Source organism: Burkholderia plantarii (assembly GCF_001411805.1).
Classification (GTDB): Bacteria; Pseudomonadota; Gammaproteobacteria; order Burkholderiales; family Burkholderiaceae; genus Burkholderia; species Burkholderia plantarii.
The window spans coordinates 2,069,847-2,082,441 of sequence record NZ_CP007213.1 but is presented as its reverse complement, the minus strand read 5'-3'; the positions used below and the strand labels follow the sequence as shown (position 1 = coordinate 2,082,441).

11 protein-coding genes are annotated in these 12,595 nt (G+C 70.5%); 4 read left to right on the top strand and 7 right to left on the bottom strand.

The genetic code is table 11. From position 1 onward, the window contains the following. Positions 1-17: 17 nt before the first annotated feature. Together bpln_RS25985 and bpln_RS25980 are read right to left on the bottom strand one after the other, a co-directional pair. Positions 18-947, bottom strand: a complete 930-nt coding sequence (locus bpln_RS25985) for an EamA family transporter (RefSeq protein WP_055140428.1) — start codon at positions 945-947, stop codon at positions 18-20. A 92-nt stretch (positions 948-1,039) separates the two neighbouring features. Further along, a complete protein-coding gene (locus bpln_RS25980; protein ID WP_226993812.1) occupies positions 1,040-1,489 on the bottom strand; it encodes a lipocalin-like domain-containing protein in 450 nt (149 codons plus the stop codon). Positions 1,490-1,725: 236 nt separating this feature from the next. Between bpln_RS25980 and bpln_RS25975 the strand changes: the two genes are divergently transcribed. After that, a complete protein-coding gene (locus bpln_RS25975; RefSeq protein ID WP_055140427.1) occupies positions 1,726-2,604 on the top strand; it encodes a LysR substrate-binding domain-containing protein in 879 nt (292 codons plus the stop codon). Positions 2,605-2,678: 74 nt separating this feature from the next. On the opposite strand, the gene bpln_RS25970 is transcribed toward bpln_RS25975, so the two are convergent. The 5 genes from bpln_RS25970 to bpln_RS25945 form a co-directional block, all read right to left on the bottom strand. Beyond that, complete coding sequence (locus bpln_RS25970; protein ID WP_082465443.1) at positions 2,679-3,842, bottom strand: NAD(P)-dependent malic enzyme; 1,164 nt, start codon at positions 3,840-3,842, stop codon at positions 2,679-2,681. 61 nt (positions 3,843-3,903) lie between these two features. After that, positions 3,904-5,214 (bottom strand): ATP-grasp domain-containing protein, encoded by a 1,311-nt coding sequence (locus bpln_RS25965; RefSeq protein WP_055140425.1) that lies wholly within the window; start codon positions 5,212-5,214, stop codon positions 3,904-3,906. Next, positions 5,211-7,580 (bottom strand): DUF1611 domain-containing protein, encoded by a 2,370-nt coding sequence (locus tag bpln_RS37975; protein ID WP_148654187.1) that lies wholly within the window; start codon positions 7,578-7,580, stop codon positions 5,211-5,213. The genes bpln_RS25965 and bpln_RS37975 overlap by 4 nt, the downstream gene beginning before the upstream one ends. Positions 7,581-7,590: 10 nt before the next feature. Continuing rightward, positions 7,591-8,496: a phytanoyl-CoA dioxygenase family protein gene (locus tag bpln_RS25950; RefSeq protein ID WP_042628047.1), complete on the bottom strand. Its 906-nt coding sequence runs from the start codon at positions 8,494-8,496 to the stop codon at positions 7,591-7,593. A 413-nt stretch (positions 8,497-8,909) separates the two neighbouring features. Then, entirely contained in the window at positions 8,910-9,263 is a 354-nt protein-coding gene (locus tag bpln_RS25945; protein WP_175937923.1) for a DUF1304 domain-containing protein, read from the bottom strand. A 275-nt stretch (positions 9,264-9,538) separates the two neighbouring features. Between bpln_RS25945 and bpln_RS25940 the strand changes: the two genes are divergently transcribed. The 3 genes from bpln_RS25940 to bpln_RS25930 all read left to right on the top strand — a co-directional run bounded on the left by bpln_RS25940 (position 9,539) and on the right by bpln_RS25930 (position 12,593). Beyond that, complete coding sequence (locus tag bpln_RS25940) at positions 9,539-10,513, top strand: transporter substrate-binding domain-containing protein (protein ID WP_055140424.1); 975 nt, start codon at positions 9,539-9,541, stop codon at positions 10,511-10,513. Between the two features lie 180 nt (positions 10,514-10,693). Then, on the top strand, positions 10,694-11,677 hold the full coding sequence (locus bpln_RS25935; RefSeq protein ID WP_055140423.1) for an aldo/keto reductase: 984 nt from the start codon (positions 10,694-10,696) through the stop codon (positions 11,675-11,677). A gap of 97 nt (positions 11,678-11,774) precedes the next feature. Continuing rightward, the gene (locus bpln_RS25930; RefSeq protein ID WP_055140422.1) at positions 11,775-12,593 is read left to right on the top strand and encodes an FkbM family methyltransferase; all 819 of its coding nucleotides are present in this window, start codon (positions 11,775-11,777) and stop codon (positions 12,591-12,593) included. The last annotated feature ends 2 nt before the right edge of the window (positions 12,594-12,595 follow it).

Genomic DNA, 12,595 nt, shown 5'->3' with positions numbered 1-12,595 from the left:
CGCGCGAGGGCGCGTGGCTACCACTGCGCGCAGACCACCACGAGCCCCGAGGTCACGAGCGCGATGCCCCAGCCCTCGATCGCCCCGAGCTTCTCGCGGAGGAAGCGGCGCGAAACCAGATAGCTGAACAGCACCTCGATCAGCCCCAGGGTGCGCACGTCGGTGGCGCCGTGCAGCGCCAGCGAGGTCAGCTCGCCGATGGTGGCGAGCGCGCCGACCGTGCCGACCATCGTCGAGAAGCGCCAGACCCGCAGGATCACGAGCAGCCCCGGACGATTGGTGGCGAGCAGGTAGCCGCCGAGCAGCACCGACTGGATCGCCTGCGCCCACAGCACGCCCCACGCGCCGTTCAGCCAGGGCGTGACGTGCGGCTGGTGCAGCGCGGCGGCGCGATAGCCCACCGCCATCAGCGCGAACAGCGCGCCCGCGCCGAGCCCGTAGAGCGTCGAGCGGCCGAGCCAGCTGCCGGCCATGGCGGCGCGCTGCTCGCGGCGCGGAAACGTCAGCAGGGCCACGCCCGCCATCGCGATCAGCATGCCGAGGATCGAATACTCGCCGGGCAGCTCGCCGAGGAACAGCAGCGAGAACAGCGCGACCTGCACCGGCTCGGTCTTCGAGTAGGTGACGGCCACCACGAAGTTGCAATGCCGGATCGCCATCAGCAGCAGCGCGGTGGCGCTCAGCTGCGCGACCGCGCCGAGCGTGAGCCAGCCGGCCCAGACCGGCGTCACGCCCGGCATCGCGCCGCCGCTCAGGTGTTCGAGCAGCAGCAGCCAGGCGAGCGCGCACGGCAGCCCGTACAGGAACCGCACCAGGGTGGCGGGCAGCGTGCCGGCCTGTTCGGTCAGGCTGCGCTGCGCCGCATTGCGCACGGTGCGCCCGAAGGCGGCGCACAGCACGATGGGCACCCAGGCCCATTCCCACGGGGTCGATGAGAGCGTTGCCATGTCAGTTCGTCAGGGTGAGGGCGGCGTCGGCGGCGCGCCTGGCGGAGCGGCGAGGCATGCCGCCCGCCCGGCGCGCGCCGCCGGAAGCCGCGTCAATCCACTTTCTTCCAGACCGAGATCGGCACATCGCCGTTCGGACGGGCCACCACGCGATAACTCAATTCGTTACCGTGAATTTCGTAAGTCCGTTTCTGTTGCGCGCCTTCCCAATTCGGAAACGACGCATGCTGAATATGGAAAACCAGGGTATGCGCGGCCGGATCGATTTCGAGCGTGCCGAAATGCGTGCTCGAACCCGTCACCGCGCCCTTGTATTCGGCGGCGGTGCCGGTCGCCTTGTCGCCGGTGCCGAAACGTTCGCGTTCCTGCTTGAAAATCTGCAGCGAATAACGGCCTTCGCCGTCGATCATCAGCAATCCCGAGGGTGCCGCGCCATAATCGCGGCCGCGCGTGCCGTCGGGGTGCTCCACGTCGGCCGCGACCAGCGTCCAGGTGCCGGCCAGCGCGGCCGCGGCGCCGTCGGCCATGGCGCGCAGCGGCATCGCGAGAGAGGCGCAGGCGAGCAGGGCCAGCGCGCCGCGCGGCAACGACCATTCAGTTTTCTTGAGCATATGCGGGATCCATAATGATTTCGGGTTCGGCATTATTCCGTTTCCATCACCAATCGATAAGCGCCGGCCGGTAAGGGCCGCTGGTGCGAATCGCAACCGGAATGGTAGCCAACCCGGCCCGTAAGAAATGCGATAATTCTTCATCGACTCTGTGGAAAAACTGAATCATGTCGCTGCCGAATCTCGATATGGATGTAATGCGGACATTACTGGCCGCGCATCAATTGGGCAGCCTGAATCGGGCGGCGGAACGGGTCGGGCGATCGCAATCGGCGATCAGCCAGCAGATCCGCAAGCTCGAGGAACAGGTCGGGCTGCCGCTGTTTCGCCGGCAGGGCCGCGGGCTCGTGCTGACCGAGGCGGGCGACGTGATTCTTTCCTATGCCAGGCGCATCCTCGACCTCAACGACGAGGCGATCCTCTCGGTGCGCGGCAGCGCGCTGGAAGGCAGCGTGCGCTTCGGGCTGCCCAGCGATTTCGCCGAGACCTGGCTGCCCGCCGTGCTCGGCGACTTCAAGAAAAGCCATCCCGCGGTGCGCGTGGAGATCGCCGTCGAGCCGAACCGGCTGCTGCTGGAGCGGCTCGACCGCGGCGAACTCGATCTCGCGCTGGCGATGGGCCATGCCACGCGCGCCGACGCCCGGCACATCGCCTCGCTGCCGATGGCCTGGATCGGGCCGAACCACGGCGCGGCGGCGCCGCCGCGGCCCGACCGCCCGCTCGACCTCGCGCTCTACAACCCGCCGTGCCAGTTCCGCCGCGCCGGCGTGCAGGCGCTGGACGACGCCAAGATCCCGTGGCGCCTCGCCTATACCACGGCGAGCCTGCAGAGCCTGTGGGCCGGCGTGGAGGCGGGGCTCGGCATCACCCTGCGCACCGCCGCCGGGATTCCGCCCACGCTGCGCCGGCTCGGCGAGGCGGAGGGCCTGCCCGGGCTGCCGGTCGTCGAGCTGTGCCTGCACGACGGCCAGACCCGCATGTCGCCGGCGCTGGAGCAGCTGCGCCAGGTGGTGCTCGACCAGGCCCGCGTCCATCTGGCGGCCTGAGCGGCGCGGCACGCATCGCGCGGCGGCAGCGGCGCGAACGGAATGAACGGGAGGCGGCATCGCGCGGCCCCGCGTCAGGCGGCGCGGGCCGCGGGCGTGGCGGCCGCCGCGACGGCCGCCGCCACGGCCGGCATCACGCGTTCGTCGAAGATGTCCGGGACGATTCGCCCGGCCTCGAGCGCGGCGCCGTCCACGAGCCTGGCCAGTGCCTGCGCGGCGGCCAGCTTCATCGCCTCCGAGAACTTCGCCGCGCCCACGTCGAGCACGCCGCGGAACAGGCCCGGGTAGGCCAGCCCGCCGTCGATCTGGTTGGGCAGGTCGCTGCGCCCGGTCGCCACGATCGCGTCGACGTCGCGCAGATCGGCCGGCATGATTTCCGGCTGCGGATTGGCGAGCGCGAAGATGATCGGGCGCCGCGCCATCAGCCGGATCTCGTCGGCCGTGACGACGCCCGGCCCCGACACGCCGAGGAACACGTCCGCGCCCGCCAGCACCTCGCGCAGCGAGCCGGTTTCCTGATCCGGGTTCGCGTGCCGGGCGAACCAGGCCTTGGCGTCGTTCAGATCGGCGCGGCCGCGATGGATCGCGCCCGCGCGGTCGCAGCCGATCAGCCGGCGCACGCCGAGGTTCAGGAACATCTTCGCGCAGCCGGTGCCGGCCGCGCCCGCGCCCACCATCACCACCTTGACGGTCTCGACGCGCTTGCCCACCAGCTTGAGCGCGTTGACGAGCGCCGCGCCGGCCGAGATCGCGGTGGCGTGCTGGTCGTCGTGCATCACCGGGATCTCGAGCCGCTCGTGCAGGCGTGTCTCGATCTCGAAGCAGCGCGGCGCCGAGATGTCTTCCAGCATCACCGCGCCGAACGCCGGGGCGATCCGCTCGACGGTCTCGACGATCTGGTCCGGATCGGTGGTGGCCAGGCAGAGCGGCACCGCGTTGAGGCCGGCGAAGCGGCGGAACACCAGCGCCTTGCCTTCCATCACCGGCAGCGCGGCATGCGGGCCGACGTTGCCGATGCCCGACACGGCGGTGCCGTCGGTGACGATGGCGACCGTGTTCTGGCGGATGGTGTAGCGCCGGATCAGCGCCGGATCGCGATGGATCGCGGCGGCGACGTGGGCGAAGCCGGGGGTGTAGACGCGCGCGAGATCCTCGCGCGTGTCGATGCGAACCCGGCCGACGACTTCGAGCTTTCCGCCGAGATGGGCGTCGAAAGCCGGATGGGACAGATCTGCCATGAACGTCTCCGACAAGGAAGGAGCCAACCGCCGGACGGCCGCCGTGCGGGCCGCCGTATCGTCACTGGTACGTGATGTGAAAGCGTGCGTCCGATTCCTGCTCGATCGCCTCGACCGACTGCGCGAGCGAGGCACGATCGACTTCCCAGAGCGCGTCCATCACGCAGATCGCGCGGTCCGAGTTCTCGAGCGTCGCGCCGGCCTTCACGTGCAGTTCGAGCACGTCGGGCGTGCGGCCGCCCGCGTCGTACTCGATCGAGGCCACCGTGCGGCCCTTCTGGCCGTACTTGCTGACGAACACCGTGGCGCGCTCGCCGGTCTCGGCGGCGGCGCGGCCCGCCTGCGCGACGCCGTCGACGAAGCCGTGGAAGCCGGCCAGTCCGGCCGCGTCGCGCAGCAGCAGCGAGCGCAGCCAGAGTTCGAGCATCGACACGCCGGTGATCCGCTCGGTGCTGGCGTTGATCAGGCTGCCGCCCATGCGCGGATTGATCTCGATGATTTCCCAGCGGCGCCGCGCCTCCCAGTACTTCATCTCGACGTGGTACGCGCCGTTGGTGAGCCCGATCCGGCCCAGGCACTCGGACACGAACGCGGCGCCTTCCCGCAGCGTGGCCTCGGGCAGGCTCACGGGCGGCGAGATCGACATGCTCTCCAGCGTGGTGCGCTGCAGGCGCTCGACGCGCGCCTTCTCGTGGACGCAGACCACGCGCGGGCGGTCCGCCGCCGCGATCTCGAAGCTGAACTCCGGGCCCTCGACGTATTCCTCGGCGAAGAAGCCGAACTTGCCCATGAAGATCGACGACAGCTTGCCGTCGTTGTGCATCTGCGCCTGCATCTCGGGCAGGTCGCGCAGGTCGTCGGGATGGGCCAGGATGAAGCAGCCGAACGAGGCCGCGCCGCGCACCGGCTTGACGAACCAGCGGCGCGACGGATCCAGGTCGGGCACCGCCGCCCCGGCCTCGATCAGCTCGCAGGCCACCTCGCTCAGGCCCGCCTCGCGCAGGAAGGTGCGGCAGCGGAACTTGTCGAGCGCGAGCGCGAGCGCCGCGGCGGGCGCGTCGCGCGCGCCGAGCGTGGCGTTCAGTTCGGCCATCAGCAGCCGATAGCCCTCGAAGGTGGCGATGGCGGCGCGCAACCGGTAGCCGGCCTGCTCGAAGTGCCGCGCGGCGGTCGTCACGTCGGCCGGCCGCAGCTCGGCCGAGTCGGTCAGCTGCCAGCCGTCGAGGAACGCCTGGTTGCGTTCGAACACGGCCGTGTCGGCGGGCTTCGAACTGACCGCCACGAGCGCGAGATCGCGCGCGGCGAGCAGCGCGGCCAGCTCCTGCACGAACGAGTTGCCCTGATGCATCAGCAGGATCACGGCGTCTTTCATTGCGTCACCTCTTCGGCGTGCGGGGCGGCTTCCAGCGTCTTCTGGTAGGCCAGCAGCGCGTCCACCAGCAGGCCGGCGCCGTCGCGGCACGGATCGACCACCGGCAGGCCGGTCTCGCGCGCCAGCGCGTCGGCCTGGGCGCGGTAGTCGGCGTCGCTCAAGCCCGCGCTGTTCACGCTGATCGCCACCACCTTGGCCGGCCGCTCGAACACCGTGAGCGCCTCGTTGAGGCGGATCAGCTCGGGGATCGGCCGCAGCTTGGTGTCCCACACCTTGGTGCGTTCGAGGCCGAGCCGGTGGCAGAAGATCAGCGCGTGCGGCAGCCCGCCGTGCAGCAGCGCCAGCGCGATGCCGCTCGCGCCGATGTGGTTGAGCGAGCCCTGGCCCTCGAGCACCACCCAGTCGTTGCCCTCGGCGGCGTCGAGCACCACCTTCTCGGCGGCGCCCGCCACGAAGTCGCTCGGGATGCAGTCCACCACGATGCCAGTGCCGGAGATCAGCATGCCGGTCTGGCCGGTGGCGGCGAAGCCGGTGCGGATGCCGCGCCGGTTCGCTTCCAGGCTGATTTCGAGCGCCGCGGTCTTCTTGCCGATGTTCGAATCGCTGCCGCAGGTATGGGCCACGAAGCAGGGCAGCGCCAGCACGCGCGCCTTGTTCAGTTCGAGCGGCACCGGCTCCTTGGTCTCCCAGACCGTGATGCCGGCCTCGTCGATCGCCGCGGCCAGGTCCGGGTCCGAGCGCAGCCGGAAGTGGATGCAGTTGATGACGTGCAGGCCGCTGCGGATCGCGGTGAGCAGCGGCACCTTCCAGCCCGGCGGCAGCTGGGCCGAATGCAGCCCCTTGCCGATCAGCAGCACTTCGGGCTTGCCCGCGAGCGCTTCCTCGACGCTCGCGACCACCGGGATCTCGCCGCCGTAGCCGATCACGTCGCTCACGCGCTTGCCGGCCTGGGTGCTGTCGATCACGGCCAGCGCCGATTCCGGCCGGTAGCGCAGGTAGGAGGCGGCCACCTTGCTGGTGAAGAGGCCGAAGCAGCCCTCGGCGAAGACGACGCATCGTTTGGCAAGCAGTTCGGCATGGGTAAGCGTTCGCATGGGAGTCTCCTGGTGAAAATCGACAGAGGCGGCTGAAACGGGAGTGGTGCTCAGTTCGTAGCGGGCGACGATCTCGCGGATCGAGGCGAGCACCTCGCGCTCATTGGCGCCCTCGATCAGGAAGCGGCCGCCCTGCAGGTGCGTGTAGCCGCCGCCGGTGTCCGTCAGCAGGTCGCCCGGCGTCGGGATCAGTTCGCGATAGAGGCCGGGGACGCGGCCCAGCAGCGAGCCCGCCGACACCACCCGGCGCGGCAGCGGCGCGGGCCGCGGAATCGTCACCCAGCCGGCGCTGCGCGGCGGCGACACCACCGGCAGCGAGGCCGGCAGGTCGAGCGCGGCGTCCACCCACAGGCGGAACAGGTTGACGCCGAACGCGCGGTCGACCGTGTAGGGCACGTCGGCGCCGGGCACGCGCGCGCCGATCTCGAGGAACACCAGCTCGCCGTGGCGGCTGAACAGTTCGAGATGGAACGCCGAGCCGCGCAGCTCGAGCGCGCGCAGGCAGGCCAGCGCGAACGCGCGGCAGGCGCGGGCGAGCGGGGTGTCGGTCTGGATCACCGAGCCGAGCGGCACGCCGGCCTCGAAGTCGAGACAGGACGAGATGTAGCGGCTCACGCAGAGGAACATGCAGCGGCCCGCCCGGTCGAGGACGCCGTCCACGTGCAGGATCTCGCCGTCGATGTATTCCTCGATCTCGTACTGGCCGAGGTCCGGCGTGGCGAGCGCGGCGCGCAGCGCGTCGATCGAGTCCAGCTTCCGCACGCCCTTGCTCGACGCGCCGCGGATCGGCTTGAGGATCAGCGGGAAGCCCAGTTCGCGCGCCCGCGCCTCGGTCTCGTCGGGCGTGGTGCAGGCGAACCAGCGCGGCACGCGCAGGTCGGCCGCCTGCAGGATCCGCTTCATCAGCGTCTTGTCGCGGAACCGGTCGACCTCGGCGCGGCTCTGGCCGGGAATGCCGAAGCGCTCGCGCATCGCCGCGGCCGGGTCGAGCAGGTACTCCGAGAACGCCAGCAGGTGCGAGACCGGGCCGTGCTCGACGATCGCGCGCTTGACCTGCGCGGCGAGCGCCTCGGTGTCGAGGAAATCGTCGACGCGATAAACGCGGGCCGGGTCCTGCCCGAGCGGCAGCCCGCGGCTGCCTTCCTCGTCGCAGAGATAGCTGACCGCGTAGCGCGACGGGATGATTTCGTCATGCCGGCACAGCTCGTGATCCCACGGATGCCCGTTGCGGTATTGCGGCCAGCGATTCATCACGAGGATGTGCGGTTTCATGACGACCCCGTTACTGGTGGGTGGCGGGCTGGTGGGGCTGGGTGGCGTAGCCGCTCGACACGGTGTGCAGCGGCTGGTCGAGCGTGTGCTCGCCCTGCTGCAGCGCGTAGAGCGAGTTGAACGCCTTCTCCGTGATCGGCATCGGCCAGGTGCCGGCCTCGCTCGTCACGAAGCGGCGCTGCTGCCCGCGCAGCAGATAGGTGCCGGCCTCGTTGTGCGCGGCGTGCGGGCCGTAGTAGATCGGCAGCGCGTCGGCGGCGCGGTAGGCCGGGATGAAGCAGCGGCGGTAGCGGTCCGAATGGTTCGGGTCGGAGCGGTGCAGCACGCGGCAGTGCAGGAACACGGCGCTGCCGGCGCGGCCCGCCGCGGTCTTTTCCACGCAGCCGGACGGCAGCTTGTCGAGGCCGACCTTGCCGCGGAAGAAGCCGTTCTCGGAGTGGTCGTAGATCTGCGCCTTGTGCGAGCCGGCCAGCACGCGCAGGCAGCCGTTCGATTCGGACGCGTCGTCGAGATAGACGAGGCAGGCCACCAGCTTCGAATTGGTGTGCGGGTAGTACGAGAAATCCTGGTGCCATTCCACCGGCGAGCCGACGCGCGGTCCCTTCATGTTGAGCTTGCTGTGGTGGAACACGATGTCGGGGCCGATCAGCGACTCGAGATGATCGAGCAGGCGCGAGTTCTCCTGCACGGCACGGAACGCGGCGTGGCGCTTCGACGGTTGCCAGATGCGGCGGATCACGGCGGGATCGCTCGGCTCGAGTTCGGCGACTTCGCGCAGGTCGCTGGTCGAGGCGATGATCTCGTCGATGGCGGCCTGCATCGAGGCGACCGCCTCGGTGTCGAGCAGGCCGGGAATGACGAGGAATCCGTCGGCTTCGAACTGGGCGACCTGGGCGGGAGACAGGGGAAAGGACATGGCATTCTCGCTAAGTGGTTGAACACGGCGGTGGTCGGCTCGTGTGATCCGGCGCTCCATGGAACCCATCGTATCGACCGCTATCGCGGGCGCACAGATAGACGAAGGTATGGCATGGGGCGAGGCGAGGATGCGGGCGGGAAGGGCGTCGCGAGTGGAGGATCGCGCGGTGTTGCGCCGCGTCGCGATTCGTGTCGTCGCGCCGCGTCTGGTGGGAACGGGCGGACCGGGGGTGGTTTTTATCGGTGCCGATGCGCGATGCGGGCGGCGTCGCGGGCTTCGATGTTGCCCGGCGTCGTGACGCGTGCCGCGCCGTCGGGCGGGCCGATCAGGCGAGCGCCGCGACGGCTCGGCGCCGCCGCGTTCGTGCGAGGAAGTCGGGCGCGCGGCGCATCAAGCACCGCGGCCTGGCATCAGACGTTCGCGAACAGGGCGGCCAGCGCGATCGCGGCCGGCAGCGCCTGCGCGAACAGGATGCGGCGGCTCGCGGTGGCCGCGCCGAACACGCCGGCCACGATCACGCAGATCAGGAAGAACAGCTTGAACGCGTGGCCGTGTTCGGCCGACACGAGCCCGGCGATCAGCCCCGCCGCGAGGAAGCCGTTGTAGAGGCCCTGGTTGGCGGCCAGTACGCGCGTCTGCTGCGCGAAGTCCGCCGTCAGGCCGAACACGCGGCGGCCCTTCGGCGTGGTCCACAGGAACATTTCGAGCACGACGATATAGACGTGGATGGCGGCGACGAGGCCGGTCAGCAGGTTGGCGATCATGGTTAGCGGGTCTCGTGTCGTTCTGATGATTTTGACGAATGTCGGGATCGACGCGGCCGCCGACGCGACGCGCCACGCAGCGTAACACGCCGGTCCGGCGCCGCCGCGCCGCTTGTGCACGTCTGGCGATAAGGATTCCCGGATCGCCTCGTTCGCGAACCCGCGCGCATTGCTTACACTCGGCGGCGACAGCCGCTGCGGCAGCGGCGCGCGGCCTTCGCCACGGCTTCGCGCCGCGCCGCTGCGGGACCACCCGGCACGACGCAGGACCACCCATGACCCGACGCAGACAATTCCTCGCGCAACTCGGCACCTGGACCCTCACGGCGGCGGCGTGGCGCGACGGCCTCGCCGCCGCCGCCGCGCCATCGCCATCGCCCGATACGCCGCCGCCGGCCTTCGATTTCAGCCCCGCGCAGCGCGGCCGGATTCGCGCGCCCGACGATCCGGCCGCGCGGGCCGCGCTCGCCGCCTCCGGCTACCGGCTCGTCACGCCCGGCGCGCTGACGGTGGCCGTGTCGCCGTTCGCGCCGCCGATCGCCACCTATGCGAGCGACGCGCGGACCCTGGTCGGCTCGGACCCGGACTACGCGCACCTGCTCGCCGACGCGTTGGGCCTGGCGCTCGCGCCGGTGGTGGTGGCGTGGCCCGACTGGCCGCTCGGGCTCGCGTCGGGCAAGTTCGACGCGGTGATCTCGAACGTCGGCGTGACCGAGCAGCGCAAGCGCAAGTTCGACTTCAGCACCTACCGGCTCGGCCTGCACGCGTTCTACGTGCCGGCCGCGAGCCCGATCGCGGCGATCCGCGGGCCGCGCGACATCGCCGGGCTGCGCATCATCACCAGCTCCGGCACGATCCAGGAGCGCATCCTGCTGGCATGGAGCCGCGAGAACGTGGCGCACGGCCTGAAGGCGGCCACGCTGCTGTATTTCGACGATGCCGCCTCGGCGCTGCTCGCGCTCGGCTCGGGACGCGCCGACGCGGTGCTGAATCCGCACGCGCCGCTCGCCTACGAGGCGGCCACGCAGCACACGATTCGCCTGGTCGGCACGGTGAACGCGGGCTGGCCCGAGCGCGCCGACGTGGCGATCGCCACGCGCAAGGGCGGCGGCCTCGCGCCGGTGCTGACGGCGGCCACCAACCGCCTGATCGCGGGCGGCCAGTATCGCGCGGCGCTGGCGCGCTGGGGGCTCGCGGACGAGGCGCTGCCGCGCTCGGAGACGAACCCGCCGGGATATCGCGACGCGTAGCAGTGACCAGAGCGTGACCACCGCCCGCCGCGCCGCGCGCGGCCTCGCGGCAGCCTCCCCCGAGATGGGCGACAATCCTGTCCCGTTGGCGTCGGCACGCGGCGCGGCGCCCGCCGCCGTAAGCCAATTGCAAAACCGGTGCAAGCCGACCGGCGAATCAATCTGATGGAGGAGTGGGAAATGGAATACGTGAAATTCGGGACCACGGGCCTGGAAGTGTCGAAGCTCGTGCTCGGCTGCATGACGTTCGGCGAGCCGGCGCGCGGCACCCATCCGTGGACGCTGCCCGAGGAGCCGAGCCGCCCGATCATCCGCGCGGCGATCGAGGCCGGCATCAATTTCTTCGACACCGCGAACACCTATTCGGACGGCACCTCCGAGGAGATCGTCGGCCGCGCGCTGCGCGAATACACGAAGCGCGACGACGTGGTGATCGCCACCAAGGTGTTCAACCGCATGCGGCCCGGCCCGAACGGCGCGGGCCTGTCGCGCAAGGCGATCCTCACCGAGATCGACCACAGCCTGAAGCGGCTCGGCACCGACTACGTCGACCTGTACCAGATCCATCGCTGGGATCCGACCACGCCGATCGAGGAAACGCTCGAAGCGCTGCACGACGTGGTGAAGGCCGGCAAGGCGCGCTACATCGGCGCGTCGTCGATGGCCGCGTGGCAGTTCTCGAAGGCGCTCTACACCTCGCGCCTGAACGGCTGGACCGAGTTCGTCAGCATGCAGAACCACCTGAACCTGCTTTATCGCGAGGAAGAGCGCGAGATGCTGCCGCTGTGCGCCGAGCAGGGCGTGGCCGTGATTCCGTGGAGCCCGCTCGCGCGCGGCCGCCTGACCCGCAACTGGGACGAGACTTCCGAGCGCCAGCAGAGCGACAACGTCGGCACGCGCCTCTACGACGCCACCGCCGAGGCGGACAAGGCCGTGGTGGAGGCGGTGGCCAGGATCGCCGCCGCGCGCAACGTGCCGCGCGCGCAGGTCGCGCTGGCCTGGGTCGCGCGCAAGAGCGCGGTGACGGCGCCGATCGTCGGCATCTCGAAGCCGCACCACCTGACCGACGCGCTCGCCGCGCTCGAGCTGAAGCTCGACGACGACGAGATCGCGGCGCTCGAGGCGCCCTACGTGCCGCACGCGGTGGCCGGCTTCACCGCCTGAGCCCGCGCCACGCCGTGCGGAGTGCCGCCGCGCGCCCGAACGGGCGGCGCGGCGGGTACGGCATAATGTGCGCCTTCATCCAACCGAAGAGCGCACCATGTCGAAGCGGGAAATGCTGCACACGGAAATCGAGGCCAACATCCGCGACAGCGGCAAGGTCAGCTTCGAGATCGGCGCGATTCCCATCACGCTGGACCTGTCCCACCGGCACGAACGCTATTACGCGGCGTCGCTGCTGCTCGAGCTGCGCTACCCACAGGGCGACGTGGACCGCGCGCTGTTCCGGCGCTTCGTGCAGCCCGGCGACCAGGTGCTCGACGCCGGCGCGAACATCGGCGTGACGGCGCTCGAGCTGCTCGAAACCGGCGCGCGCCGCGTGATCGCGGCCGAGCCGGTCCCGGCGCTGTTCGCGCGGCTCGCGATGCTGCCGGCCGTGCGCGTGGTGGCCGTCGATCAGGCGATCTCGGGCGGGATCGGCCAGGCCGCGATGACGATCTCGCTCGCGCACAACCAGGGCTCGAGCCTGAAGGACGAGGTGCTCGCGCTGTTCCCGTACATCTTCGGCGACCAGCATCAGCGCATCGAGGTGGGCACCACCACCATCGACGCGCTGCGCGACGCCCACGGCGCGTTCGACATCTGGAAGCTCGACATCGAGGGCGCCGAAGTGGACGCGCTCGCGGGCGCGCGCCGGACGCTGGCCGAGGCGCCGCCGCGCGCGATCATCGCCGAGCTGTTCGGCGACCTGCGGCACCCGTTCCAGGCCGGCGTGCAGGCGACCCATCCCCATGGCTACCGCGCGTTCCTGCGCAAGTCCGACTACGCGCTGGAACTGGTGGACATCGATACCGAGCCGGGCGACACGTATCACCACACCAGCCCGATGTTCGTGTTCTGCCGCGAGCCGGCCGCGTAGGG